The sequence below is a fragment of the Asaia bogorensis NBRC 16594 genome (assembly GCF_001547995.1).
In the GTDB taxonomy this organism is placed as follows: domain Bacteria; phylum Pseudomonadota; class Alphaproteobacteria; order Acetobacterales; family Acetobacteraceae; genus Asaia; species Asaia bogorensis.
On sequence record NZ_AP014690.1, the window covers coordinates 2,046,130 to 2,072,729 of the forward strand.

Annotated in this window: 19 protein-coding genes and 1 tRNA gene; 10 read left to right on the forward strand and 10 right to left on the reverse strand. The window is 61.8% G+C overall.

What is annotated here, in order from left to right; all coding sequences use genetic code 11:
* Window positions 1–67: 67 nt before the first annotated feature.
* The 7 genes from Asbog_RS09145 to Asbog_RS09175 all read right to left on the reverse strand — a co-directional run bounded on the left by Asbog_RS09145 (window position 68) and on the right by Asbog_RS09175 (window position 16,800).
* Window positions 68–2,107, reverse strand: a complete 2,040-nt coding sequence (locus tag Asbog_RS09145) for a transglycosylase domain-containing protein (RefSeq protein ID WP_062164901.1) — start codon at window positions 2,105–2,107, stop codon at window positions 68–70.
* Window positions 2,104–7,155 (reverse strand): alpha-2-macroglobulin family protein, encoded by a 5,052-nt coding sequence (locus Asbog_RS09150; RefSeq protein ID WP_062164903.1) that lies wholly within the window; start codon window positions 7,153–7,155, stop codon window positions 2,104–2,106. Before Asbog_RS09150 ends, Asbog_RS09145 begins: the two co-directional genes overlap by 4 nt.
* Window positions 7,156–7,315: 160 nt before the next feature.
* Window positions 7,316–8,245 (reverse strand): Gfo/Idh/MocA family protein, encoded by a 930-nt coding sequence (locus tag Asbog_RS09155; RefSeq protein WP_062164905.1) that lies wholly within the window; start codon window positions 8,243–8,245, stop codon window positions 7,316–7,318.
* The gene (locus tag Asbog_RS09160; RefSeq protein WP_062164907.1) at window positions 8,242–9,528 is read right to left on the reverse strand and encodes a sugar MFS transporter; all 1,287 of its coding nucleotides are present in this window, start codon (window positions 9,526–9,528) and stop codon (window positions 8,242–8,244) included. Before Asbog_RS09160 ends, Asbog_RS09155 begins: the two co-directional genes overlap by 4 nt.
* A gap of 171 nt (window positions 9,529–9,699) precedes the next feature.
* Window positions 9,700–14,220 (reverse strand): glutamate synthase large subunit, encoded by a 4,521-nt coding sequence (gene gltB / locus Asbog_RS09165; RefSeq protein WP_062164908.1) that lies wholly within the window; start codon window positions 14,218–14,220, stop codon window positions 9,700–9,702.
* Between the two features lie 5 nt (window positions 14,221–14,225).
* Window positions 14,226–15,686 carry an NAD(P)-dependent oxidoreductase gene (locus Asbog_RS09170; RefSeq protein WP_146926373.1) on the reverse strand — a complete coding sequence of 487 codons (1,461 nt, stop codon included), beginning with the start codon at window positions 15,684–15,686 and terminating at the stop codon, window positions 14,226–14,228.
* A gap of 178 nt (window positions 15,687–15,864) precedes the next feature.
* Window positions 15,865–16,800, reverse strand: a complete 936-nt coding sequence (locus Asbog_RS09175) for a complex I NDUFA9 subunit family protein (RefSeq protein WP_062164910.1) — start codon at window positions 16,798–16,800, stop codon at window positions 15,865–15,867.
* A 113-nt stretch (window positions 16,801–16,913) separates the two neighbouring features.
* On the opposite strand from Asbog_RS09175, the gene Asbog_RS09180 reads away from it, so the two are divergent.
* The 7 genes from Asbog_RS09180 to rpoN all read left to right on the forward strand — a co-directional run bounded on the left by Asbog_RS09180 (window position 16,914) and on the right by rpoN (window position 22,856).
* Window positions 16,914–17,000 (forward strand) — tRNA-Leu (locus Asbog_RS09180).
* A 69-nt stretch (window positions 17,001–17,069) separates the two neighbouring features.
* Entirely contained in the window at window positions 17,070–17,717 is a 648-nt protein-coding gene (locus Asbog_RS09185) for a ribonuclease D (protein WP_023978500.1), read from the forward strand.
* A gap of 126 nt (window positions 17,718–17,843) precedes the next feature.
* The gene (locus Asbog_RS09190; RefSeq protein WP_062164911.1) at window positions 17,844–18,878 is read left to right on the forward strand and encodes a KpsF/GutQ family sugar-phosphate isomerase; all 1,035 of its coding nucleotides are present in this window, start codon (window positions 17,844–17,846) and stop codon (window positions 18,876–18,878) included.
* On the forward strand, window positions 18,875–19,657 hold the full coding sequence (lptC, locus tag Asbog_RS09195) for an LPS export ABC transporter periplasmic protein LptC (protein WP_062164912.1): 783 nt from the start codon (window positions 18,875–18,877) through the stop codon (window positions 19,655–19,657). The genes Asbog_RS09190 and lptC overlap by 4 nt, the downstream gene beginning before the upstream one ends.
* Window positions 19,657–20,646, forward strand: a complete 990-nt coding sequence (locus tag Asbog_RS09200) for an LptA/OstA family protein (protein ID WP_083510813.1) — start codon at window positions 19,657–19,659, stop codon at window positions 20,644–20,646. Before lptC ends, Asbog_RS09200 begins: the two co-directional genes overlap by 1 nt.
* Window positions 20,646–21,422 (forward strand): LPS export ABC transporter ATP-binding protein, encoded by a 777-nt coding sequence (lptB, locus tag Asbog_RS09205; RefSeq protein WP_023978504.1) that lies wholly within the window; start codon window positions 20,646–20,648, stop codon window positions 21,420–21,422. Before Asbog_RS09200 ends, lptB begins: the two co-directional genes overlap by 1 nt.
* A 6-nt stretch (window positions 21,423–21,428) precedes the next feature.
* The gene (gene rpoN, locus Asbog_RS09210) at window positions 21,429–22,856 is read left to right on the forward strand and encodes an RNA polymerase factor sigma-54 (protein WP_062164913.1); all 1,428 of its coding nucleotides are present in this window, start codon (window positions 21,429–21,431) and stop codon (window positions 22,854–22,856) included.
* 68 nt (window positions 22,857–22,924) lie between these two features.
* Here the strand turns inward: rpoN and Asbog_RS09215 are convergent, their stop codons facing one another.
* The 3 genes from Asbog_RS09215 to Asbog_RS09225 all read right to left on the reverse strand — a co-directional run bounded on the left by Asbog_RS09215 (window position 22,925) and on the right by Asbog_RS09225 (window position 24,126).
* The gene (locus tag Asbog_RS09215) at window positions 22,925–23,287 is read right to left on the reverse strand and encodes a RidA family protein (RefSeq protein ID WP_062164914.1); all 363 of its coding nucleotides are present in this window, start codon (window positions 23,285–23,287) and stop codon (window positions 22,925–22,927) included.
* A 2-nt stretch (window positions 23,288–23,289) separates the two neighbouring features.
* Window positions 23,290–23,544, reverse strand: a complete 255-nt coding sequence (locus tag Asbog_RS09220; RefSeq protein ID WP_035443886.1) for a DUF1150 family protein — start codon at window positions 23,542–23,544, stop codon at window positions 23,290–23,292.
* Window positions 23,545–23,628: 84 nt separating this feature from the next.
* On the reverse strand, window positions 23,629–24,126 hold the full coding sequence (locus Asbog_RS09225) for an Hsp20 family protein (protein WP_023978508.1): 498 nt from the start codon (window positions 24,124–24,126) through the stop codon (window positions 23,629–23,631).
* Window positions 24,127–24,315: 189 nt separating this feature from the next.
* Between Asbog_RS09225 and def the strand changes: the two genes are divergently transcribed.
* From def to truA, 3 genes are read left to right on the forward strand one after another with little or no spacing between them, the layout of a single operon-like run.
* Window positions 24,316–24,861: a peptide deformylase gene (gene def / locus Asbog_RS09230; protein ID WP_062165845.1), complete on the forward strand. Its 546-nt coding sequence runs from the start codon at window positions 24,316–24,318 to the stop codon at window positions 24,859–24,861.
* 4 nt (window positions 24,862–24,865) lie between these two features.
* Window positions 24,866–25,792 carry a methionyl-tRNA formyltransferase gene (fmt, locus tag Asbog_RS09235; RefSeq protein ID WP_062164915.1) on the forward strand — a complete coding sequence of 309 codons (927 nt, stop codon included), beginning with the start codon at window positions 24,866–24,868 and terminating at the stop codon, window positions 25,790–25,792.
* Window positions 25,782–26,573: a tRNA pseudouridine(38-40) synthase TruA gene (truA, locus tag Asbog_RS09240; RefSeq protein WP_062164916.1), complete on the forward strand. Its 792-nt coding sequence runs from the start codon at window positions 25,782–25,784 to the stop codon at window positions 26,571–26,573. Before fmt ends, truA begins: the two co-directional genes overlap by 11 nt.
* Window positions 26,574–26,600: the final 27 nt, after the last annotated feature.

Consider the following 26,600-nt stretch of genomic DNA (forward strand, 5'->3'; position numbering starts at 1 on the left):
CGGATAGGCTATAACGCTCGAAAAACGCGCAGTGTGAAAAAAGAGGGCCCGCTCCTCCGCCCAGCGTTCAACGGACCCTGATATCCACCGCACTGCCCGCACCGGTGGCATCCACGAGGGCAATATGCACAAAGCCGGGGCTGTCCGGCTTCCATGACGGCGTGATCCCGACCGGTGTGTCGAGGGGCACGCCATTGATGAGCCAGCGATAGGGCTCCGTTCCCCCGCTGGCCACCAATCCCAGCGGGGTGACCTGACCATCCTCGGCAAAGCACTCCACCACGCCCCCGTTGCCCGGCTGCACGATGCGCGGCCCTGCATTGTCACGCGCCCTCACAAGAGCGGGCGACAGCGAGGCAGCGGGGGCCATGGCGTCCGGTCCTTCATCCCCTTCAGGAGGCAGGATGTCGAAAACGTTCATGAGCAACGGTGCGCTGGTACCGAGGCCGGTAATGCCGGGCACGGCGGTACCGTCGGGCCGCCCGCCCCAGACCACGACAATCCAGTCCCCCCTTACCCCAACGGCCCAGGCATCGCGCTGCCCGTATGAAGTGCCTGTCTTGAACGCCACGCGCTGGTCCTGCGTGTCGATGCGTCCTTTAGGCAACGGCGTGCCGCGCAGGATGGACATGATCTGATGGGCAGCATGACCGCCGATCATTCTCATCCCCTCAGAAGGCGCGACGGGCCAGTCAAGCCCGACCGGACGTGACATGCCGTGATTAGCAAAGATGGCATAGAGCCGCGCCAGATCGAGCGGCGTAATGCCAACACCCCCCAGTGCAAGGGCCAGGCTTGGCGGTGTCGCCGGGGGAAGTTTCAGCCTTATGCCGGCAGCATCGAGCGTTCCGGCAAAATAGGACGCGCCGATCATGTCGAGCGCCCTCACGGCTGGCAGATTATACGACCGTTGCAGGGCGTTGCGTATGGTGGTCGTGCCATGAAAGACGCGGTCGTAGTTGCGTGGCGCGTAGCCGCCAAAGCGCGTGGCGCGATCCTGTATGAGCGTATCGGGCGCCAGATAGCCGAGCTGGAAGGCGAGCGCATAGATTGCAGGCTTGAGCGTCGACCCCGGTGAGCGCCATGAGGTGATCATATCCGCAGCGCAGCCCGAGCAGCCATTGCCGGCATTGCCTTGCCATGCCGCGATACCCCCGTCGCGCTGCGCCACCAGAACAGCCCATGTGCCCCCTTCCGGCGGGGGTGTCTGCCGCAGGATACGCGCGAGATTGCTCTGGATACGCCGGTCGAGCGATGCCTGATAGACGTTGCGCGTCCCCTGCCGCCACTGCCAGGTCAACGCACCCTGAGCCTCATGAGAAATTCCGGCGGGTATCAGGGCGAAGGGCGTCGCCTCCCCTGCGGTGCGCAGGGATGGATGGCCCACAAGCAGGGCTGCAACGGCCCTGTGCGCCGCCTGCGGATGACGGTCGGGGCGCAGGGCTTCCGGATGACGCGCCATCACGATCAGAAGGGCCGCCTCCTCATCGCTCAGATGCAGGGGCTCATGCCCGAACCAGAGGAGCGACGCCGCGCGTATGCCCTCGATGTTCCGGCTTTCCGGCGCGAGTGTCAGATAGAGATCCAGAACACCCCGATGCCCGTAACGCCATTCAAGCTGAAGCGCCCGCGCCATATCCTGAATCTTGCCACGCCAGCTGTGGCGATGCGGGCTGAGCAGCCGGGCCGTCTGCATGGCCAGAGTCGAGCCGCCAGAGACGATATGGCCGCGGGTGGTGAGCTGATAACCCGCCCGCAACAACGACAGGGGATCAATTCCCGGATGCAGCCAGAAACGCCTGTCCTCGATCGCGAGCAGCATGGCGCGATAATGCGGATCGACCGATGCGGCCGGTGTGGCGAAACGCCATGCGCCATCGCGGCTCACTCGTCCGTCCATTACCTCGCCACGCCTGTCCTGCATCAACAGGGCAAAGGCGCGGGCACGCGACATATCGGGCGGAAAAAGCCTGTCTGCCCCCCAGAGCAGCGCCACCGTCAGGGTGACACAACCCAGAAGGGCGCAGACCATCCGGCCCGACCGGGCCAGACGGCGCACCGGACCACGCGCCGGACTAACCGCCGGTATCTCGTGCCCTTCGTTCATCGTGGGGCAATGACAATCCGGCTCGAAGCACTGCGCGCCATTACTGATGGGCTGAAACGGTCCTTCACCATCGTTTCAGGGCGCAGAAACTGCCCCGGCGCCACGGCGCGCACGATATAGGCCAGACGAAAGGCATTCGAAGCCAGCAGATCGGCATCGCTCGGGCGATAGGATCCACCAGCGATATCGAAAGCGACCGTCAGACGATCATCCCTGATCGCGACATGATGCGGCACGGTGAGTTCGCCCAGAGAGGCAAACATGGAGCCACCCGATTGCGAAGCCTCGCGCCCGTCATCATCGTCGGTTCCCTCATCACCGTCCCGGTCACGACCCATGCCATGCCCGTGTGCCTGCACGAGGCTCTCGATTTCCCAGCCTGCCGGAAGCAGATCGGTCAGAAGACAGTGATGCGCGTTCCGGTCCTGCGCCTCACCCTGCACGAGCACGATGAACCGGTCATTCTGATGCCCCTGGCCAGGATCGTACGGGTCGCCGCTCATGGTCAGCATGGATACACGAAGGGTCATTCCCGCATTGACAGGGTCCGGCGCCTCTCGCGGGGTACCCGTCACGGTTTCGGTCAGCCAGAGCGGGGTCGTGCCGGTATTGGTCAGGCGATAACCCTGCAGTGCCGATGGCTCGGGCGCGAGGGCGACAGGCATGGCGATGGGACGGGGCATCTCCTTGCCGTTGACGGCAATCCCGCGCGCCGGGTCGGGGCGTTCCATGGCGCGGGCCGCCTCGATCATTGCTGTTGTGGTCTCGGCAGGCAGCGACGAGAGCGAGACATCGAGCTGGCCGAAGCGATCGGTCAGTTTCTGCGCAAGCCCCTTGTTGCCACTCTCTGCCGCCAGCGGCACAAGACCGCCCAGATCACGCAGATAGATCCAGTAAAACGGATCGGAAGGCGCCGGACGACCCGACCGGACCGGGCCAAGGGCATCGACCGCCATCCCGAACAGCGTGTTGCTCATGCCACGCTCATTCCCCAGCGAGAGCCCACCGGCGAGATGTCCAAGCGCCAGCGCATCGGCGAAAGCCGCATTGGCTGCCGTATCACCCCAATAGATGCGCGATACGCCATTGCTTGTCCTAGCCGTCGTACGGTCACCCAGCGCACGCAGGGCACCGATATCCAGCCTTCCCGCCCGGGCGAGAACATAGAGCGCGTAAGCGCGTGTCTCAGGCGTGACCGCGCCTTCGCTATTGCGTTCATCCCGGCTCGCATCCCCGGGACTCTGGGCCTGGGAGGTCTCCAGCCAGTCCAGCGCACGATCGAGCGCAGGCGCAGGCACCCCGTATCCAGCCTCTTTGGCATGGACGAGGAAATCGACCACGTAGAGCTGCTCCCAGGGGAACAGGCGGCCATCATTCAGTCGCCATGAGCCAAAACGCCCACCGGCATCCTCGCGATCGACGAGCATGGCAATGGCACTGTTGATCCGTTTATCCGCCCCTTCGGGTACGGTCAGCCGTGCCAGTTCATCATGCCCCTTGAAGGCCAGAAGCCCGCGTGCCGAGGCTGCAAGCGAGACGCTATCAGTGCCATATCCGGCCTCGAGCGTCTGAAGCAGCCCGATCGTGTCAATCCCGTGCACCCCGGAATAGCCCAGCGTCACCTGCGAGCTTCCGGGCTCAAACGGTGCCAGCAGATCGGCCGAAGCCTCGTAGCTTTCACCGGGTGCCTGCGGCTTGACCACCGAGCGGGTGAAGGGCAGATGACCCGGCCTGACCTGAAGATCCCAGCCTCGTGTCAGCACAGGCCGACCGGCCTTGTCCTGCACCCTGATCGTCATGTGGGCGATACCCGAGTCACCGGCCTGCAAACCGGCACGAAACGACTGGCGTCCGCCCTTTGCAAGATTGGCTTCGAAATGCCCGGCCCCCGTGATGCGGATCGGCCCTGTGGCGCTCAGGGTTGCCGTATAACGTCCAGCCTCGCCTTCGGTATTGACGATCGAGACCAGACTATCGGTCACGTCGCCCGGCGCCAGGAAACGCGGCAGGGTAAGATCGGCAAAGACCGGGTCACGAACGAGCACGTCGGATTCCGCAGTGCCCAGGGCATCGTCCGACCAGGCCGTGACCATCAGATGCAACGTGCCCTCGAAATCGGGAATATCCAACGGTATGACAGCATGACCCGCGTCATCCGTGGTGATTATGCCCGAGAACAGCGAGACGATACGGGTGGATGTGACAGAAAGCCCGCCCCCTCCATCGCCGCCCTCATCACCACCTTCGCGAATCTCGCCGCCCTGTCCGACCGGAGTCATGAGATGCGCATAGCTGTCGCGTATATCGAGCGCGAAGGCGCGGCGCCCATAAACCAGATCGAACGCATCCGGCAGCTTCCACTGCGTCAGAGCAAGAATACCCTGGTCCACCGCCGAGACCACGAGATGAACCTTCCTGCCCCCCGTGACGGTCAGGGGAAGCACCGCGTGACCCTGCGGCCTCAGCACAGCCGGTGCATCGAGTGCAATTTTGAGGTGATGCGCCGACTGGTCCAGACCGATATAGCCAAGCCCCACCGCCCGTGACGGCTCATGCGGACGCGCAGGCGTATCGAGCGGTCGATAGGCTGTAACGAGCACATAGGCGCCACCGGGCCAGCCCGCTTCCGCTTTCACCGGGATATCCAGTCCGCCTTTAGGCAGGGTGACCGTTTTCGTGCTCTCGACCTTGTCTGTCGCGATCACGATCTGTGCTTCGCCTGCAAAGGGCGCCTGCACATGCACAACAGTTTCACCACCCACCGGCAGGATCTTGTCGCGCACGGTCAGGCTCAGGCGATCAGGCGCATTGGGCTTTTCGGTGGAATCCGACCACCAGCCCGTGGCGAAGCGGGATGAACTCGCGGCGTTGCTTTGCGGGTCACTCAGAATGACGCGATAGCGCCCGCCATCCAGTTCGGTCGCAAAATGCGCCCGCCCCGAGGCATCTGTTGTCAGCGTGCCATTCTGGAGCGGCTCATCAATGACATGACGAATGAAGTGCCAACCCTGGCTGTTCCTGATCCAGTCATAGGTTTCGTTTTCACGCACGACGGTCCATTTGAGGGCGTGGTTGGCCAATGCCTTGCTGTCGGGGTTGATCGCGATCACATCAACGGGGACCGAGCGGGTTTCCTGTTCCCCCCCACTTGCGGGTGGGGTGACACGCACACCGATCAACGGCCTGTTGCGACGAATGGGTAGCGTCAGGATCTTGCTGACACTGCGCCCGGCAGGATCGAACAGGCTGAGGCGGATTTCTGCCTTGAGCGGCAGTGTGAGCCCATTGGGGATTTCGGGCAGGACGCTCAGTGCAGCGCGGCCTGAATCATCCGTGTCGGGTACTGCAAGGCTCTGCTGGTCAGGGCTGAAATTCTGGGTCTGCAACCCGAACACAAAGCCTTTCGCCTCAGCGACGGGCGCCTCATCACGCATGACACGCAAGACGCCCTCCCCCCTCAGATGGGCAGCCGGGGCACCATAGAGATAGCGCCCTTCAACCGCGATGCCGAGCTTCTGCCCCTCGGTAATGAAAGGGCTGGCCGGGGTGGCATCGACCGCGATGGTCTGGGGGACGAAATCCTGCACCAGAACCGAGGCGCGTCCCACGGGCGGTGACGTGGGATCGACATAGGCCTCAAGTGTCCAGTTTCCCGCTGCCGCTGCGGCCGAAAGGGCAAGGCTGGTCACAAGGCCGCCAGAGGCTTGTGGGGTTAGGTGAAGGGTCTGCGCCTTTACGCCATCGGGTCGACGCAGGACGAGGTCGAGCGGCAGATCCGGCAGCGCACGGCCCTGCGCATCGCGCAGGATCAGGGTCGTATTGATGGTCTCGCCGGGACGGTAGATTCCGCGATCAGTCGCGATCACTGCCTGTTGCGGCCCCGGTGCCTTGTGCCCTTCAGCCCCGCGGTCGGAAAAATCGAACCACGCCTGAGTGAGGGATGACGTCGCGTAATCTCCGGCCGGGCTCATGGCGATGAGCGAGACCGGTTGATCCGCTCCCTTGCCCTTGATCAGCCCAACCGGAAACGCAACCCCACCTGTTGCATCGCTGACCGCCTGACCAAGGTCATCCCCCCCTTGGGACACGAGCCGTATCGAGACACCCTTCATGGGCAGAGCCGTCGAGAGCGCTCTGGCGAAGACATGCAGCCCGTCCGCGCCACGCATGGTGGTGAGCGCCATGTCGCTCACATTCACCCAATGAGCGGCAATGGGGAGGCTCTCACTCTCATCATAGCTGTCATTGGTACGCGGCGGGGTGTGAGGCGCAGCGATACGGCTATCGCTCTTGGGCGTGCGCGCGGTTTCAGCCGTGACGAGGTAAAGCCCGGGCTTCTTGCCCGCAATAACACGCGCAATCGGAAAGGCCGTGACGGTCGTGGCATTGCGCGTGCCCGGCGTATCCATCGTCCCGGTCCAGATCTGGCTCAAACGCTTTTCGCGCAGATTGTTGAATTCATAGCCTTCGAGCGAGGTGACGCCCGTATCGACGCGAGGATAACTCTCATCGCTGGTCATGTTCTGGGTCGCTGCAGGCGACAAGCGCCATACGCTCACACGCACACGCTCGATATTGACGGTTTGCACATCAAGGCCGGCCACGCTGTGACGGGGCAGAATGAAACCCTCACCTGCAAGACTGAGGCTTGGTGTCCGGTCACCCGTCGCCATGCTGACCACCACCGGATCAGCCAGCACGTTGCCGCGCGCATCATGCATGCCGCTGGTGAGCGTAACGTTATATCGGGTGGCCCAGGCCAGACCACCAAGGCACAGATCGCGGTTGCGCAGCGAGATTTCAGGCCTCAGGCTGGGCGTAATCTGCACATGATCGGCATAATGGGGGCCTGCCTGGCTATCGAGCGGCGCAGCAAAGCGCAGACAGAACTCCGGGCTTTTACCTCCGGTATTGAGCAGACTGCGCTGAAACTGCATAGGCGCGGCAAACGCGGCCCCCGTGGCCAGAACGCTGATGAGCACCGAACCGAGAAGCGGCGCGCAAAGCACTGCGACCCTTGCAGGGATACCGGGGAATTTCCGCGTCATGGACCACGCCTCTTTGTCTGACCTGTAGCGTTTTTGATGGACCCGACAAGACAGAAAGGCAAGTATCCAGCGCCTGCATTACCTGAAATCTGGTGATTGTCAGGTGCTACAGGCTAGCGAACACAGATGATCGGCTTATCTGACAAATTGTATTACATATTTATTGAAATTCATCTGACCGGCGATGGCGTGTCCCATAGGCTAGTGACTCTGTCACGATATCCAGCGGTCTCAGATCCAGAGCGCAGTCCTGCGCCGTAATCAGCGCCGCAAAGCTGTCATACACCCCGTCATATTCGCGACTTTCGGCGAGGGGCATCACCTTCCCTCCCAGAGAAAGCCTCGCGCCCCCTTCCGACATAAGAAGCTGCGCCCCATCCGGCATGGTCCAGATAATTTCCCATATCTCGTTTTCCCGCTCATGCCGCCAGTCGAAACTGGCTGACACAGGACAACGGGTCCGCGCACCGACAAGCGCGAGAGAGGCCCGCGCCGGTGCCTGCTGCTGCGCAAAGAAATCGAGTGAGGCCTGCTCGAAGACGAGTGCCTCGGGGCTGACGGCGCAGAGAATGGACAGCGCATTGATCCCTGCATCGAAAACCCCCAGCGCGCCGGGGCGCCACAGCCAGTCCGCGCCGGGATGCCATTTATCGGCATTTTCCTTCCAGCTGATCTCTACCCTGACAGGGTCATTCTCTTTCAGGAAAGCCGCAACACTCGGCACAGCCGCCGCATGAATCGAATGCCATGCTGCAAACACGGTGAGTCCACGCTGACGCGCTTCGGCCAGCAGCGCCTGCGCCTGGCTTCGCGTCAGGGTCGGCGGCTTTTCGAGCAGCACATGCCACCCCGCCTCAATCGCCTGCATGGCGAGATCATAACGCATGGAAGGCGGCGTGCAGATAGCGACGGCATCGATGTCGATATGACTTTCGATCAGGGCCGCTATGGATGCAAATACCGGTACCTCCATCGTGACCGGCACCGGTGATACTGCCGCCGCCAGATGATAGGCCGAACTCGCAGCGAGGGCGGGGAGATGCTGCTGACACGCAATCTGCCCGACGCCGATAACGGCAATCCTGATCATGATATCGTCTCCCGGGTTACCGATGCATGGCGGCGCGGCACGGAACCCCAGCTGGCATAGAAAAGAAGATAGAGGTAACAGGCGAAGGGCAGGAGATAAGACAGCGAGAGGCCGATATGGTCTGCCAGCACGCCCTGGAATATCGCCGCTGCCCCACCGGCGATCGCCATGATGAGCCACCCCGCCCCCTGCTCTGTTTGTGGGCCGAGTTCCGCGACACCGAGCGAGAAGATCGTGGGGAACATGATGGAGTGGCACAGCCCGGTCAGGAGCAAGGCCCACATGGCCAGCCCGCCACTCGACGAGACAACCACCAGAATGAGCATAGCCCCGGCAAGGCTGGCGAGACCCAGCATCAGATGCGGGCTGACACGCCGCATGAGCGCCGCACCGACAAAGCGCCCCACCATGGCCCCACCCCAGAAAAAGGCCACGTAATGCGCTGCCTGAGCATGGCTCATATCGCCAATCTGTTTTTGTGAGATGAAATTCACCAGTGTGCTGCCAATGCCAATCTCGCAGATCATGTAGAGGAATATGGCGGGCACGCCCCAGAACAGATTGCGATGACGCCACACACTGTGCTGCGTCCCGGCGGCTGCCATCTTGCGGCTGCCCGCATCGATGGACGGCAATGGGAACCGCCAGACAACCAGCGCCATGGCCAGCAGTACGAGTGCGATCAGCCCGTACGGCAATTGCACCATCTGGGCATCCTGGATGTGTTGCCCCGCCGTCTCGGCAAGCTGGCCGCCTGTCGAGCTCTCATGGCTGCGCCCGAAGATCAGGATGCCGCCAAACAGCGGCGCAAGCGTCGTGCCGAGCGAATTGAACGCCTGAACCATTGTCAGGCGGCTCGATGCCGAAGCCTCGTCACCAATCACCACCACATACGGATTGGCTGCAACCTGAAGCAGCGTGATGGCCGCAGCCAGCAGAAACAGCGCGACCAGAAAAAACCCGTAGGAGAAAAACGCGCTCGCAGGGATGAAAAGCAGGCAGGACGCTGCCATGCCGACAAGCCCGAGAATGACCGCGTTCTTGTAGCCCAGGGCCGAAACAAGACGCGAGGCAGGTAGGGATATGACCAGATAGCCAAGATAGAAGCAGAACTGCACCAGAAGGGAGGCAGTGTAGTCGAGCGAGAAAGCAGCCTTCAGGTGGGGAACGAGAATGTCGTTGAGGACAGTCGCAAAGCCCCACATGAAAAAGACGCTCGATAACAGGGCCAGAGCGGCGACCGATGACGCCACGCCCTTTGAAGTCGAGACTTGAGACGGCATGAATAACCCTCGAAGAAGAGACCCTGCGATCTGCTGACCGAGGGAGAGGGCTAGACCCTACCGAATGACTTTTCGGTAATAAAATAGATATTCAGAGGCAATATATGCCTGTTTGGCTATGAATGGGCATTACGGGCATCGACTGAAGCGCGCCCGTAATGCCCTGTCCGCTCAGGCGGAAAGCGCTTCCTGCTTGCCCGGCAGTTCGTAGCCGATGATGCGGGCATAATCGCGCGGAACCACCTGCCAGAACTGCGACAATACACGATCCCAACGATGCAGAAGCTCGGCTGCATAGGCGCTGCCGGTTTCATCGGCATGGCGCTGCACGAGCGAACGGAGGTTCTCTTCCCATACGCTGCCGGGCTCGATACGCGCCCAGAGAAGCGTATCCGGGTTCACGCGGCGCTCGAACATCTCTTCCTTGTCGAGAACGAAGGCCATGCCGCCCGTAAAGCCGGCACCGAAATTATCGCCGATATGGCCGAGGATCACGACCGTACCGCCAGTCATGTACTCACAGCCATTCGAACCACAGCCCTCGACCACGGCTGTTGCACCCGAGTTACGCACAGCGAAGCGCTCGCCTGCCTGCCCGGCTGCGAAAAGCGACCCGGCGGTGGCACCGTAAAGCACGGTATTGCCAATGATCGCGTTGTCTTCCGACCGCCACGGTGCGGTGGGGGACGGACGAACGACAATGGTGCCACCCGACAGGCCCTTGCCAACGTAGTCGTTCGCATCGCCCACGACATCGAGTTTGAGGCCCTGGACTGCGAAAGCACCCAGAGACTGACCGGCCGAGCCACGCAGGCGCAGGGTCAGATGCCCTTCAGGCAGGGTCTTCATGCCGAATTTGCGGGTAATCAGCGACGAGACGCGCGTGCCGATGGCGCGATGCGTGTTCTGCACCGTGTAGTGCAGATGCAGCTTCTCGCGATGATCGAACAGCGGCGTTGCATCGGCGATGACCTGCGCGTCGAGCGTCTCCGGCACCTCATTGCGCCCTTCACGGGTGCAATAACGTGCATCCGGCCCCGGATCGGCCTGAACCAGCAGCGAGTTCAGATCCAGATCGTCCAGATAATCCGCGCCGCGCGAGACCTGACGCAGCAGATCGGTACGGCCGATGATTTCCTCGACGCTCTTGAAGCCAAGCTCGGCCAGAATGTTGCGTACGTCCTCGGCAATGAAGGAGAAGAGGTTGATCACCTTCTCGGGTGTGCCCTCGAACTTGGCGCGCAGCGCCTCGTCCTGAACGCACACGCCCACCGGACAGGTATTGGAATGGCACTGGCGCACCATGATGCAGCCCATGGCAACAAGCGCCGCTGTCCCGATGCCGAATTCCTCGGCGCCCAGCATGGCCGCCATCACCACGTCACGACCTGTCTTGAGACCGCCATCGGTACGCAGTGTCACGCGATGGCGCAGACGGTTGAGTGTTAGCACCTGATTGGCTTCGGTCAGCCCCATTTCCCAGGGGAGACCCGCATATTTGATAGAGGATTGCGGGCTCGCGCCCGTGCCACCGCAATGGCCCGAGATCATGATCGCATCCGCCTTCGCCTTGGCCACGCCAGCGGCAATGGTGCCAATGCCGGTACGGGCCACGAGCTTGACCGTGACAGTCGCCTCCGGGTTGATCTGCTTCAGGTCATAGATGAGCTGAGCCAGATCCTCGATGGAATAGATGTCATGATGCGGCGGCGGCGAAATGAGGGTCACGCCAGGCGTGGCATGGCGCAGCTTGCCAATGAGTTCCGTCACCTTGAAGCCAGGCAGCTGCCCGCCCTCACCCGGCTTGGCACCCTGAGCGACCTTGATCTCGATCTCGCTGCAATTATTCAGATATTCCGCCGTGACACCAAAGCGCCCCGAGGCCACCTGCTTGATTTTCGAGCTGGCGTTGTCACCGTTCTCACGCGGCGTGAAGCGCGAAGCATCCTCACCACCCTCACCAGAATCAGACTTTGCGCCGATGCGGTTCATGGCGATTGCGAGCGTCTCATGCGCTTCCGGGCTCAGTGCGCCGAGCGAGATGCCCGGAGCCACGAGACGACGACGGATGGAGGTGATGCTCTCGACATCTTCCACAGGGATCGGCTCGCGCACCCGGCGGAAATCAAGCAGATCGCGCAGAGCCGTCGGCGGCTGGCGACGCACGGCATCGGCATAACGCTTGAACAGCGAGAAGCTGTCGGTCGAGACGGCCGTCTGAAGCATGTGGATGAGCTGGCCGCTGAAGGCGTGAACCTCGCCCTTGCGACGCAGCTTGTACAAACCGCCAATCGGCAGGGCGTCCACACCGCCCGCATAGGCCGTTTCATGCGCCTTGAGCGCATTGCGGGCCAGACCGGGCAGACCGATGCCCGAGATGCGCGACGGCATACCGGGGAAGAATTCGGCCACAAGCGCGCGCGACAGGCCAATGGCCTCGAAATTATAGCCACCGCGATAGGCTGAAACGATGGAAATGCCGGATTTCGACATGATCTTGAGCAGACCCTTGTCGAGCGCCTTGCGATAACGCTCCACTGCCTCGCGCAGGGTGAGATCGCCAAACAGGCCGCGCTGCAAGCGGTCGGCGATACATTCCTGAGCCAGATAGGGGTTCACCGTGGTTGCCCCAACACCCACCGTCACCGCCATGCCATGCACGTCCATCACATCGGAGGAACGGACATTGAGCGAGGTGAAGGTACGCAGAGACTGACGCACGAGGTGGATATGTACGGCAGCGGTTGCGAGGATCATCGGGATCGCGACGCGCTCCTCGTTCTGCCCCTCATCGGAGAGGAAGAGATGGGTGCAGCCACCGCGCACATAATCCTCGGCTTCGTGACGGATGCGTGCAATGGCGTCGCGCAGTCCGGCCTCGCCATCGGCAGCGCGGAAGGTGCAGTCGACCGTCGCGCCATCCTTGCCACAGAAATTGCGCAGCGCCTCGAACTCACCCGTGGTGAGCACAGGGCTTGGCAATTGCAGCAGGTCGCACTGCTCGGGCGACTGGTCGAGGATGTTGCCCAGATTACCAAGGCGCGTGACGAGGCTCATCACGTTCATTTCGCGCAGGGAATCGATGGGCGGGTTTGTAACCTGGCTGAAGCCCTGACGGAAGTAATGGGCCAACCCGCGATAGGTGCTCGACAGAACCTGAAGCGGTGTGTCGTCACCCATCGAACCAATGGCTTCTGCCGATGTCTCGACCATGGGATGGAGAATGGTCTCCATTTCCTCATGCGTCAGGCTCATGGCCAGTTGGCGTCGGCGCAGCTGATCGGCGCTGAACAGGACCGGCTCGGCTACATCGCCCCGCACAACGGAGCTGATATTGCGAATATGCTTCGTCCAGGCGGTGAAGTCCTGACGCTCGGCCAGAAGATCGAGCAGCTCCTGCGGCGCGTAGAGCTTGGCTTCCTGCAGGTCGAGACCCAGCGTCTCGCCCGGCCCGAGGCGCCCCTTCATGCGCGTATTGGCGTCCTGCACACGCACCATACCGGCTTCGGAACCCACGATCAGCAGATCGTCCTGCGTGATGGTGTAGCGCAGCGGGCGCAGACCAGCGCGGTCAAGACCGGCAACAACCCAGCGCCCATCGGTCGCACAGATGGCGGCAGGGCCGTCCCACGGCTCCATTACGGCATTGCAGTAGGAGAACAGCGCCCGATGCTTGTCAGTCATGGCAGCATTGCCACCGGCACTGGCAGGCACCATCAGCGTCTTGGCCATGGGGGCATCGCGCCCGGCATGGGTGAGCAGCTCGAACACGTTGTCGAACATGGCGGTATCGGAGCCCGCCGCCTGAACGACCGGCTTGAGATCGCTCATGTAGGGGTCGAGTTCGGCATTCGCGAGACGCGTCTCGTGGCTGCGCATCCAGTTCACATTACCGGAAAGCGTGTTGATCTCACCGTTATGCGCCAGACGGCGGAAAGGCTGAGCCAGCTTCCAGGTCGGGAAGGTATTGGTCGAGTAGCGCTGATGATAGATCGCAAAGCGCGAGACGAAACGCTCATCGAGAAGATCGGGATAGAAATCCGTCAGGTTCTCGGCAAGGAACATGCCCTTGTAGATGAGCGAACGACACGACAGCGAACACACATAGAGATCGACCTGCGCAGCGGCCGCGGCCTTCTCGATGCGACGACGGATGACGTAAAGATCGCGCTCGAAATCAGCTTCCGAGCGGTTCAGGCGGTTACGCACCATGATCTGCTCGATCTCGGGACGCGTCGCATTGGCCTTTTCGCCGATACAGGCCGTGTCGATCGGCACCTGACGCCAGCCATAGATGCCATAGCCGAAATCGAGGATCTCGCTTTCGATGATCGCGCGCCCCGCTTCCTGCGCGGCCAGATCGGTCTTGGGCAGGAAGATCATGCCGACGGCAATACGACCCTCGATATGGTCGTCACCGGCGCTGTGAATCGCCTCGGCAAAGAAATCCTGCGGGATCTCGACATGGATGCCCGCACCATCGCCGGTCTTGCCATCGGCATCGACCGCACCGCGATGCCAGAGCGCCTTAAGCGCCGCGATACCAGCCAGAACCACGTCACGACGGCGCTTGCCGTCCAGCGCCGCTACAAGCCCGACGCCGCAGGCATCACGCTCCATGGTCGGGTCATAAAGGCCTTCGAGGGCGCGGACATTGTCCTGATAGGACTGGATGAAGCTCTTCTCGGTCATGGCCCTTACTCCGCCGCCACTGCCTGTGCGGCATGGTCTGATGTCATGCTCTCTGTGCCAGAGAGGAATTGGTGCATTTCGGCTGCGGCCTCGCGTCCGTCGCGAATGGCCCAGACCACAAGCGAGGCCCCGCGCACGATATCGCCGCCTGCGAAAACGCCCGGCACGCTTGTCTCGAAACGTCCCGGTGTGACCTTGAGCGTACCCCATTTGGTCACGGCCAGCTCCGGCGCCTTCCAGTCGCCCGGCAGATCCTCGGGGTCGAACCCAAGCGCCTTGATCACCAGATCGGCCTCGATCACGAAGCTGCTTTCCGGCACAGCCTCGACGGACTGGCGACCTGAAGCATCGGGCAGGCTCAGCCGCATCTTGTGGGCGCGCACGCCGCTGATGGTACCGTCGCCAAGGAATGCCTCGGGAGCCGCAAGCCAGGCGAAGTTCACGCCTTCTTCCTCGGCGTTTTTCACTTCCTGCACCGAACCGGGCATATTGGCGCGGTCACGACGGTACAGGCAGGTCACCTTTTCAGCACCCTGACGGATGGAGGTGCGCACGCAATCCATGGCCGTATCGCCACCGCCGATCACAACCACATGCTTGCCCCTGGCGTGCAGCACGGCATCATCGCCCGGCGTCTCATGATAACCACGACGGTTGGACGCCGTGAGGAAATCGAGCGCCTGAACCACACCGCCCAGTCCGCTGCCCGGCACGGCAACCTCACGTGAACGATAGACGCCCGTTCCCAAAAAGACCGCATCGTGCTTCTCACGAAGCGCCTCGAAGGAAAGGCCGCCCTCACCTTCTCCAATGGGAGTGGAGAGATGGAAGACGATGCCCTGTGCCTCGAGCAACTCATGACGACGGGCCAGCACGTGCTTTTCCAGCTTGAAGCTCGGAATGCCATAGACCATCAGCCCGCCGACGCGATCATGACGGTCATAGACATGAACCTGATAGCCAAGGGCACGCAGCCATTCTGCCGCAGCAAGCCCGGCCGGACCGGCGCCAACCACGCCGATGCTCTGCGAACGCTCGCGAGACGGCAGGCGCGGTTTGACCCAGCCCTGTTCGAAAGCCGTTTCAGTAATGAACTTCTCGACGGCACCGATCGTGACCGCCTCGAAATCCTTCTGAATGACGCAGTTGCCCTCGCACAGACGATCCTGCGGGCAGATGCGCCCGCAGATTTCTGGGAAGGTATTCGTCGCCGAGGAGAGACGATAGGCTTCTTCCAGACGGTTCTCGGCCGTCAGCTTCAGCCAGTCGGGAATGTTGTTGCCCAGGGGGCAATGGACCGAACAGAAAGGTACACCGCATTGCGAGCAACGGCTGGCCTGACGCTCGGCATGATCGACTGCAAAAGCGCGATAGATTTCGCCGAAATCCTCACGGCGTTCGGCAGCGTCACGCTTCTCAGGCATCTCCTGCGGCAATGACACAAATTGCAGCATACGTTCGGCCACGACACGTTCTCCCCAAGGGCGAGCGGACGCATGTCGCCCCGCTCAAAAAACATGACGGACAGGTAAGACAAGCCCACGAACCGTATAAGTAATTAATGCTTACCTATCGCCGGTCATATTGACGATTTATGGCGCAAACATACACAAATCTCGCATTATTAGGTCCGAAACGGACCTTTTATTTGCGAACCATTCTCAACACGCTGATTTGGCTTAGATATTCCGGTGCCACATCATACACACTTCGGGGAACGACTCCGAGGGTTTCGACGGTCTCAGCCCCGGATGACACGATATTGTCCTGCGAAAGCATCGCGAGCTGATCCCGCGTCAGCAGCTTACCCGGCAGAACCTCCATCACACTGGCCTGTAACTGGGCAACACGCTCTGGCACTGTGAGAAGTCGGGGCGTGCGCCCCACGGACTGCGCCGCGAAGGCCATGATCTCGGCCATGGTGAGACGATCGGGACCGCCGAGCTCGAACAGCCTTCCGCCCAGACCGCTTTTGGTCAGAGCGAGCACGGCAGCCTTCGCGACATCCTCGACATAGACGGGCTGAAGGCGCGTCTCCGGAAAGTAGACAGGCAGGACAGGCAGGATTTTTGCCATGAGGCCAAACATACGCAGAAAGCTGTCCTGCGGACCGAACACAACACTTGGGCGCAGGATTGTCGCCTCGGGGAAGGCGGCTTTGACCCTGCGCTCGCCCTCTGCCTTGCTACGCCCGTAACGTGAAGGCGAATCAGGCGCAGCACCGATGGCCGAAACCTGAACGAATCGCTCCACGCCAGCAGCGCGCGCCTCTTCAGCCACGCGTTCCGGAGCCTCGGCGTTCATGCGCTGGAAAGTCGCCCCGCCCTTCTCTGTGAGAATCGAGACCAGATTGATGGCCGCCCCGGCACCCTGCAGGGCTGCACGCACCGACGCACGATCCGTCACCGAAGCATAAACAGGCAAGACCGTTCCCGGCGGTGATTCGGCGACGAGAGAGCCTGCCCTGTGCGGCGCACGTGAGGCCACGCGGACATGATGCCCCTTCGCGACGAGCTGGCGCACGAGTGAGCGCCCGATGAAGCCATTGCCGCCGAATAAGGTGATGACCGGGTTTTCCATAAAAAAATCCTCTTTTTTCAACGGGGGGTGTTGACGCCCCCCACATCCACCGGTAAACGCCACCTCACCGAACGGGATGCCGAAAAAAAAACGGCACCCCGGACAGCCTCTGAGCCCAGATGGCGGAATTGGTAGACGCGCAGGTTTCAGGTACCTGTGTCCGCAAGGACGTGGAAGTTCGAGTCTTCTTCTGGGCACCATACGAAAAACGGAAAAGCCGACGAGAAATCGTCGGCTTCCGTTTTTTCTAGCCCCAGGGTTTTCCAGACATGGCCGCACCGAGCGCTTCGATCCATCTTTACGATGGTGATCTCCCCGATGATTTCGATCTGGGTCCAGTCGTCGCCGTCGATACCGAAGCCATGGGCCTCAACCCGCATCGCGACCGTCTGTGCCTCGTGCAGCTTTCCGCCGGCGATGGCGAAGCCCATCTGGTGCAGATCCGTCCGAAATCGCTGGGCGGTCGCTACGAGGACTGCCCGAATCTCAAGGCACTCATGGCTGATGAAAGCGTGACAAAGCTCATGCATTTCGCCCGCTTCGACGTGGCACTGCTTCAGCACGCCCTTGGCATCAAGGTCGCGCCCGTCATCTGCACCAAGATTGCAGCCCGCCTGGTGCGCACCTTCACCGATCGTCATGGTCTGGCGCATCTGTGCCGCGAATTGCTGGGTGTCGATCTGGCCAAGCAGCAGCAGACGTCTGACTGGGGCTCGGAAGTTCTCTCCCCTGAGCAACTGAGCTATGCCGCTTCGGATGTGCTTCATCTGCATGCACTCTGGGCCAAGCTTGAGGCCCTGCTCATCCGTGAAGGCCGGCGTGAGCTCGCCCAGGCCTGCTACGATTTCCTGCCAGCCCGTGGGCAGCTTGATATCCTGGGCTATGAAGAGCCCGATATCTTCTCCCATCGCGCCTGAGCTCTTACGCGCTTCCCCTTCTGCTCTGCTCCGCTCGGTGTGATATTCGCATGGCGTGTCATAGAAACGCCTTGCTTGGCGTGGCAGGGTAATTGACCTGAGGCCAGCAAAGCGGGAAGAGGACGCATGACCGAGCTTTCACGTTCCAGCTCCGCTTTGATTACCGATTCCGAGCACGCCCGCAACGCGGCAATCGAGAGCGCCCAGGCCACCCTTGCCGCCGAGGCCGCCGGACTGACCGCGCTGCAATCCGCGCTCGCCTTGCCAGAGGCGATGGGGAACCATTTCAGCGAGGCCGTTGCCTGTATCGCCGCCACGAAAGGGCGCGTCGTGGTTTCCGGCATCGGCAAATCGGGCCATATCGGCAGAAAAATCCAGGCGACACTGGCCTCTACCGGCACATCCTCCATTTTCGTCCATCCTGCTGAAGCCGCCCACGGCGATCTGGGCATGATCGAAGCGCGCGACGTGCTGGTGCTTCTCTCTCAATCCGGTGAGACGGCCGAACTGGCCGCATTGCTCGAACATGCCGCGCGCCATGCGATCACCATCATCGGCATGACATCCTCGCCCAACTCAACGCTGGCCCGGTCCAGCAGCATTGTGCTTTGTCTGCCACGCAGCAAGGAAGCCTGCCCAATGGGGCTCGCCCCCACGACCAGCGCGGTGATGCAGCTTGCCCTCGGTGACGCCCTCGCCGTTGCCCTGCTGGAACGACGCGGGTTCACCGCTGATGATTTCGGCGCCTTTCATCCGGGCGGCTCCCTTGGCGCGTTGCTCCGCCCGGTGCGCCGGCTGATGCATGAGGGCGAGGCCATGCCACTTGGCACGGCTGACATGCCCCTATCGGGCGTCATCATTGAAATGACACGCAAGGCATTCGGGTGTATGGGCATCGTCGACCCCAGCGGCGTTCTCATCGGCCTCGTAAGCGATGGCGATCTACGTCCGGCCCTGACCCGCGACCTCGACAGGACAACGGCGGGTGACATCATGAACCGCGCGCCAATCACCACCCATGGCGATATGCTCGCCCAGGAGGCCATTCATCTGATGACCGCGAGGCGCAAGGCCATCAATAGTCTGTTCGTGCTTGATGAGGCACAGCGACCGGTCGGTATCATCCATCTGCACGACCTGCTTCGCACAGGCGTCGCATGACCGGGACGCAGGAGAACAAGGACCGCAAGCCGCCGCAACGCGAAGATTTTGCGCGTGACGCGGCAAAGCTTGCCGCCCTGCGCGAGGCCATGCGTGAACAGGGGCAGTCCCGCCAGCGCAATATCCCGACATCGTCGGACCTTGCCTCGCGCCGTCGCCTGCTCGACACGGCAAAATGGGCGCTTCCGCTCACGGCCGCTGTTCTTCTCGGCTCGATCGCTGTCTGGCCGGAAATCGCGCGCTGGCTCAGCGCCAACCGCGCCGTCATGCAGGAGATGGCGCAGATGCGGGTCGAGAGCGGTAATCTCGAAGGGGCTATCTATCGCGGCCTGGATGCCCATAACCGTCCCTATATGATCACGGCACGCATCGCCCATCAGAACGGTCCCGATCGTGTCGATCTGGTCGACCCGGTAGCCGATACGCATATGGCGGGCGGCGGCTGGGCCGAAATCAAGGCGGACAAGGGCGTTTACATGCAGCACGAGCAAACGCTCAATCTGACCGACCATGTCGTGCTGTACAGGGACGACGGCACGCTGCTGAACGGTCTGACCGCCGATATCGACCTTCATCGCAGCGTGATCGCGTCGAATGACTGGGTTCATGCAGAGGGGCCATTTGGCATACTCGACGCCCAGGGCTATTTTATCGACCAGCACGCCAACCTTCTGCAGTTCGTGGGGCCGCAGCGTGTCATACGCAATGATGACCGTCAGGATGCCATGCCCTCCCTCACCTCACCTGCCCGCACCTCCTCCTCGCAGAAGGCCCCATGATGCGCCGCCTCATTCCTGCCCTGACCCTGGGTTCGCTCCTTATGGGTCTTCCTCTTGCCGGCGTCCCGCTTGAGGCCCTCCTTTGCCCGCAGGCTCATGCCCAGGCGCTCGACATGTCGCATGGCGAGCAGGTCAATATCAGCTCCGCTGGTCCCCAGACCTATGATCACGACGCCCAGACGGTCACTTTCGTCGATCAGGCGCGCGCTGTTCGTGGCGACGTGACGATTGATGCGGATCAGCTCATCGGTTTTCTGCGCAAGAAATCGCCCGATCCCAACGCCCCCAAGCCGCAGGATGATTCAACGCAGCAGGACGGCGAGAAAAAGCCCGGCGATGACGGCGCCATGGGCGGATCGATGGAGCTCTATCGCATGGAGGCCATCGGGCACGTTCATATCTATACCAGCACCGATCAGGCCTGGGGCGACAAGGCGCTTTACGACATCGATCAGGGCGTTCTCGTCATGACGGGCAAGGCGCTCAAGCTGACCACGCCGCAGGATGTGATGACCGCGCGCGATGTGATGGAATATCACAGCCAGACCCGTATGTCGGTCGGTCGTGGCGATGCCACCGTAACCACCAATGACGGCAAGCGCATCAAGGCGGATGTGCTGGTGGCGTTCAGCAAGCCGGATTCCACGCCCCCCGCCGGCGCGAATCCTGCCCCTGCGCCCGCAGCGGGTGGCGATGGCACTGCTCGCAGCTCGAAGCTCGATCGCGCCTATGCCTGGGGCCATGTCATGCTGCGCACCCCCAATGAAACCGCGACAGGCGACAGGGGCGTCTATGTGTTCGACACGCAGATGGCGCGGCTTATCGGCCATGTGCACGTGACGAGTGGCCAGAACCAGAATAACGGCGCCTCGGCCATCGTGAACATGAAGACGGGGGTTGCCATCATGAACCCCGCACCCGGCCAGCGCATCGAAGGTCTGGTCATCCCCAACGAAGCTGGCAGCAGCAAGCCCGGAGACGCGCATTGATGAGCGACAACGAGACCGTCATCCTGCAGCAGATCCACGATGACCCCACCGTGCAGACAGGACTGATCGCGCACGGCATCGGCAAGAGCTACAAAAAGCGCCAGGTGGTCCGAAACGTTTCGATCCAGGTGCAGCGTGGCGAGGCTGTGGGTCTTCTGGGGCCGAACGGTGCTGGCAAGACGACAAGCTTTTACATGATCGTGGGTCTGGTTCAGCCTGACACAGGGACCATCACCCTCGATGGCGCCGATATCACCCAGCTGCCCATGTATCGTCGTGCACGGCTCGGTATTGGCTATCTTCCGCAGGAAGCCAGCATTTTCCGCGGCCTCAATGTCGAGCAGAACATTCTCGCGGCGCTGGAAGTGGTCGAACCCGATTACGACCGCCGCCAGACCATGCTGGATGGGCTGCTGGCCGAGTTCGGTATCTCGCATCTGCGTCATTCGCCCTCTCTGGCCCTCTCAGGCGGCGAACGGCGCCGTCTTGAAATTGCCCGCGCCCTCGCCAGCCAGCCGAACTACATCCTGCTCGATGAACCTCTGGCCGGTATCGACCCGATTGCCGTGGGCGAAATCCGCGATCTGGTGTCCCACCTCAAGGACCGTGGCATTGGCGTGCTGATTACGGACCATAACGTTCGCGAAACCCTTGAGGTCATCGACCGGGCCTATATCATGCATTCGGGTCAGGTGCTGATGGAAGGCATCCCCGAGGAGATCGTGGCCAATGAGGACGTACGACGCGTCTATCTGGGAGAAAATTTCTCCCTTTGAGTCCTGATGGCGCGCCTCTCGCTTCAGGCGCGTCAGACCGCCGGTCTTGTCATGACCGCGGAACTGCAACAGGCCATCGGTCTGCTGCAGCTTTCGAACCATGAATTGCTGGCCGAACTCTCTCTTCTGGCCGAAGCCAATCCGCTCCTGCTTGTCAGCCCCCCTGCGGGAGAAGCCGGCAGCACGGAACCCGACTCAACGGCCCACCAGGACTGGCGGGATGGCGATCTGCCGGGCGATCTTGAGCCTGATGACAGTGACTGGCGCGATGCCGCCTCCTGGGACGATGACCCTATTCTTCGTCATGGCGTGTACGACAGTGACGAACCGACCAGCCGTGAGCCATCGGCCCCTGCACCGACACGCCTTGAGCAGTTTCTCTGGCAGATCAATAAGGCCTTTGCCCAACCAGCCGCGCGTCATATCGCCCTGACCCTGCTCGACGCGATGGATGAATCGGGACGCCTCGATACTGCCATACCCGATCTGGCCGCGCTTACCGGCGCATCGATGGAAAGCATCAAGCAGGTTCGCAGTATCATGCTGCTTTTCGAGCCAGCCGGATGTTTCGCCACGTCACTGGCCGAATGCCTCGCCGCCCAGTTCAGGGCAAGGAATCGCCTCGATCCTGCAGTCACCACGCTATTGGGTCATCTCGATTGGCTCGCCCGAGGCGAGCATGAGCGCCTGCAAAAAGCCTGTGGCCTCGACAGCCAGGACTATGCCGAGCTGTTACAGGAATTACGCAGCTGCGATCCCAGACCCGGCGCAGGCTTTGAGCCCCCGCCTCCCGAGCCCGCGCCGGATCTGTTCATCCATCTCGTTGAGGGAGAACCGATTGTTGCGCTCAACGAGGCCACATGGCCGGGGCTGACGATTGATGAACGCCTGTATCGGCGGTTACAGACCGCTGATCGCGAAGCCCGTGGCTGGGCTCAGGAAAAGAAGCAGGAAGCGCAAAACCTGTTACGCGCTGTCGAGCAGCGTGCCCACTCGCTCCTGCTGATATGCACCGCAATCGCGCGTCATCAGATCCTGTTCCTGCATGACGGTATCGATGCCCTGCGCCCTCTGACTCTGGCTCGCATTGCCGAGGTGACGGGGCTGCATGAAAGCACCGTCAGTCGCGTCACGGCGACACGCATGATCGGCACGCCGCACGGCGTAGTTCCTTTGCGGCGGTTCTTTTCCACCGGCCTGGGGGATGAAACAGACCAGACGAGTGCCGAGACGATCAAGAACCGGATTAGGCAGTTCGTTTCAGCCGAGACGGCTGAGGCGATCCTGTCCGATGAGGCGATTACCCTGATGCTTCAGCAAGGCGGCGTCGCCATCCAGCGACGCACAGTCGCCAAATATCGTGAAGCCCTTGGCATTGCGGGCTCGGCGCAGAGGCGCCGGGATTTTCGCATGAAAGCCCGAATGGCATCGTGATGCGTTGGTCGCACCCCCATGCCGCGTCGCCTAGCGCAAGCACAGGGTAAACGAACGGGAATGACCGCTTAGATGGCGGCGATAGCTGTGATCTCGACAGCCCATTGCGGATCGACAAGGCGGGTCTCGACTGTCGCCCGCGCCGGTTTGTGATCGTGATCCAGCCAGGCATCCCAGGCCCGGTTCATCGCATCGATTTCGGTAATATCGGTCAGATAGACCTGCACCGAGAGGAGCCTGGTCTTGTCCGTACCCGCCTCGGTCAGGAGCACATCGATCTGACGCAGGATATCGGCAGTCTGGCCTTCGGTATCGAGCGATGCGTCATCTGCAACCTGCCCTGCCAGATAGAGCGTATTGCCATGACGCACCGCCCCACTCAGGCGGTGTTCCTCGGCGTAACGCTGGATGGTGTCAGGCGTAGTTGTCATGCTCAGTGTACCCAGGCCGGAATCATTTCATGGTCGACAATGGCTTCGAAGGCGCTCGAACGGTCTTCCGCCAGCGCCATCGGGGTGCCATCCGCCGCGTGGATCGCAAAGGCAGCTTCGCCCTCGTAAACCACGGGTTTGACATAGGCGACATGGCTCATCCCGAACGCCTTCAAATCGTCATGCGACATGCGGCGCAGATCGGCAACCGGGGCGGGTGCGTCATTTCCGGCGTCATCGCGCGTGTTTTTTCTCATCACTTTTCTCTCTTTTCAGCCCGATACCATGACAGTGCCGGGCTGGTCATCTCGCCAGTTGCCCGAATAAGGCCCTGATCGCCCTCAATCGTCGTCAAGATCGCGTATGGCGCGAGTGCGACGGGGTTTGGGCATTTCGATATGGGTGGCACGCGTCACACCCGTCTCGCGACGCCCGGCGCTGATCTCGATGCGCTTGACCCGCACTTCGGGCTGGGGGCGGAACAGATCAATGTAGAGCAGGCCATTATCGAGCCAGGCTTCGCCAATCTCGATGTTCTCGGCCAGGACAAACGCCTTCTGGAACTGACGCGCTGCAATGCCACGATGCAGGAACACGCGGCCCTGACTATCGTCAGTCTGCCGCCCTCGAATAACCAGCTGGTTATCTTCCTGCGTGATGTGCAAATCGTCCATCACGAACCCGGCGACGGCCAGTGTGATGCGCAGGGTGGTCTGGTTCAACTGCTCGATATTATAGGGGGGATAGCCATCAGAGGCTGTTTTCGAGGCCCGTTCGAGCATCTGCTCCAGATGATCGAAACCGAGAAACATGGGTGACGTAAACAGACGGCCTGACATGCAGCCTCCTCCATGAGCGAGACGGTAACAGGATCCAGCCCTGGGTTGCGGCGCCAGATCACTTTCCCGATATGGTCATGTTTGGTGCGTGGTGCAAGCAAGAGCCCTTGCAGGAATTGCTGTTCTTTGAGGTTTATGCCCCGTTTAGAACTGGTTTTCCGGCACCTGACCGATTACATCCGCTCCATCATGACAGCGCTCTCCTTCCTCTCGGACATCGAGTCCATTACGCCCACGCCCATCCTTGTTGCGCCGCAGCCCGTGCTGCGGGCGGTCGCCCGTGAGGTCACGGCTGACGACATGGCTCTCGTCAAATCCCACCTGCCGGGCATGTTCTCTGCCATGTACAAGGCGCCGGGTATCGGCCTTGCTGCCCCGCAGATCGGTCTGGGCCTGCGTTTTGCGCTCGTCGATGTGGCCGATGAGGGCGAGCGCAACCCGATGGTGCTCATCAACCCCGAAATCATAGAGGAATCCGAGCAGCTCGCTGCCCGCGAGGAAGGCTGCCTCTCCCTGCCCAACCAGTATGCAGAGGTCATCCGCCCGCTCAGCGTGCGGATGCGCTATCGCAATCTCGAGGGTGAAGTGATCGAGATGGAGGCCGATGACCTGCTGGCCACCTGCCTTCAGCACGAAATCGACCATCTCGACGGTATCCTGTTCGTCGACCACCTTTCCAAGCTCAAGCGCAACATGATCATGCGCCGCCTCGCCAAGGAACAGAAAGGCCGCTGAAATCATGCGTCTGGTGTTTATGGGCACGCCCGATTTCTCGGTGCCGGTTCTCAAGGCGCTGATCGCCGCCGGGCATGAGGTGGTGCAGGTCTATACCCAGCCCCCGCGTCCGGCCGGGCGCGGCAAGGCGCTGCGTCCCTCACCCGTTCAGAGCGCCGCTGAGGCCGAGGGCATCGCCGTGCGCTCCCCGGTCAGGATCCGGCATAACGAGGAAGAACTCACTTTTTTCGAGTGTCTTCAGGCCGATTGCGCCATTGTGGTCGCCTATGGGCTGATCCTGCCCCAGCGTATGCTCGATGCCCCAAAACTGGGCTGTTTGAATATCCACGCGAGCCTTCTGCCGCGCTGGCGGGGCGCCTCGCCCATCCAGTCAGCCATTCTGGCTGGCGATCGCCGCTCGGGCGTGTCCATCATGCAGATGGATGCGGGGCTGGACACCGGAGATGTGCTAGCAGAAGCCGCTGTGGATCTGTCCCCCTCCGAAACCGCCTCAACACTGCATGATCGCCTCAGCGTTCTGGGTGCGGAACTGCTGCTCGAGACGCTCCGCCGTCCCTTTGCCCCGGTCCCGCAGCCTGAGCAGGGCGTGACCTACGCCGAAAAACTCACCCGCGAGACAGGCCGCATCGACTGGAACCAGCCTGCGACGATCATCGACCGCCAGATACGTGGTCTGACGCCTTGGCCGGGTGCCTTCACCACACAGGACGGGACTGTACTCAAGATCGGTGAGGCAAAGCTTGTCCCGCTCGCTGCTTCAGGTGGGGCGGATGTCCCGGCTGGCACAGTTCTGGATGATGCGCTGACGGTACGATGCGGTGACGATGCCCTGCAGATTCTGCGGCTTCAGCGCCCCGGCAAGGCGATGATGAACGCGACCGATTATCTGCGTGGCACCCCCATGCCGAAAGGCATGTGCCTTGGGCAGTGATGAACCGGCAAGCGGATATCGCCGCTGGGCGCTAAGAATCGAATATGACGGCACGGGGCTCGTCGGCTGGCAGCGTCAGAACAACGGCGTGTCGGTGCAGGCCCTGCTGGAAGAAGCTGCATCACGCCTGGTTGGGGACGCCCCCGTCATGACGGCCACGGCGGGGCGTACCGATGCGGGGGTGCATGCCTCTTCCATGGTGGTGCAGCTCGACCTGCCGGATGACCCGCGTCTCGATGCGCGACAGATACGGGATGGCGTCAGCTTTCACCTCAAGCCGCATCGCGTGGCAATCCTGGAGGCGGCACAGGCGCGCCCGGGCTGGCACGCGCGGTTCTCTGCCATCTCGCGTCGCTATTGCTACACCATTCTCAACCGCCCTACCCGCCCGGTGATCGACCTCAATCATGTATGGCATGTACGGCGTCCCCTCGATGCCGGGGCGATGCATGAGGCAGCCCAGAGCCTGCTGGGGCGGCATGATTTCTCGTCGTTCAGAGCCGCATCCTGTCAGGCGAGCAGCCCGATCCGCACGCTGGACCGGCTGGATGTCACCCGCGAGGGGACGTTTGTGCGACTGGATGTGGAAGCCCGGTCCTTTTTGCATCATCAGGTGCGCAATCTGGCGGGTTCGTTGCAGCTTGTCGGTAGCGGCCAGTGGCCGGTCGCCCGTATTCGTGACGTTCTCGAGGCCTGCGACCGGCGTGTCGCTGGCCCCACAGCCCCGCCGGACGGCCTGTGCCTGATCGGTGTGGGCTATGCGCTGGACCCGTTCGCCTGAGCCCTGCCCTGCGCCGGAGCTCAGGCA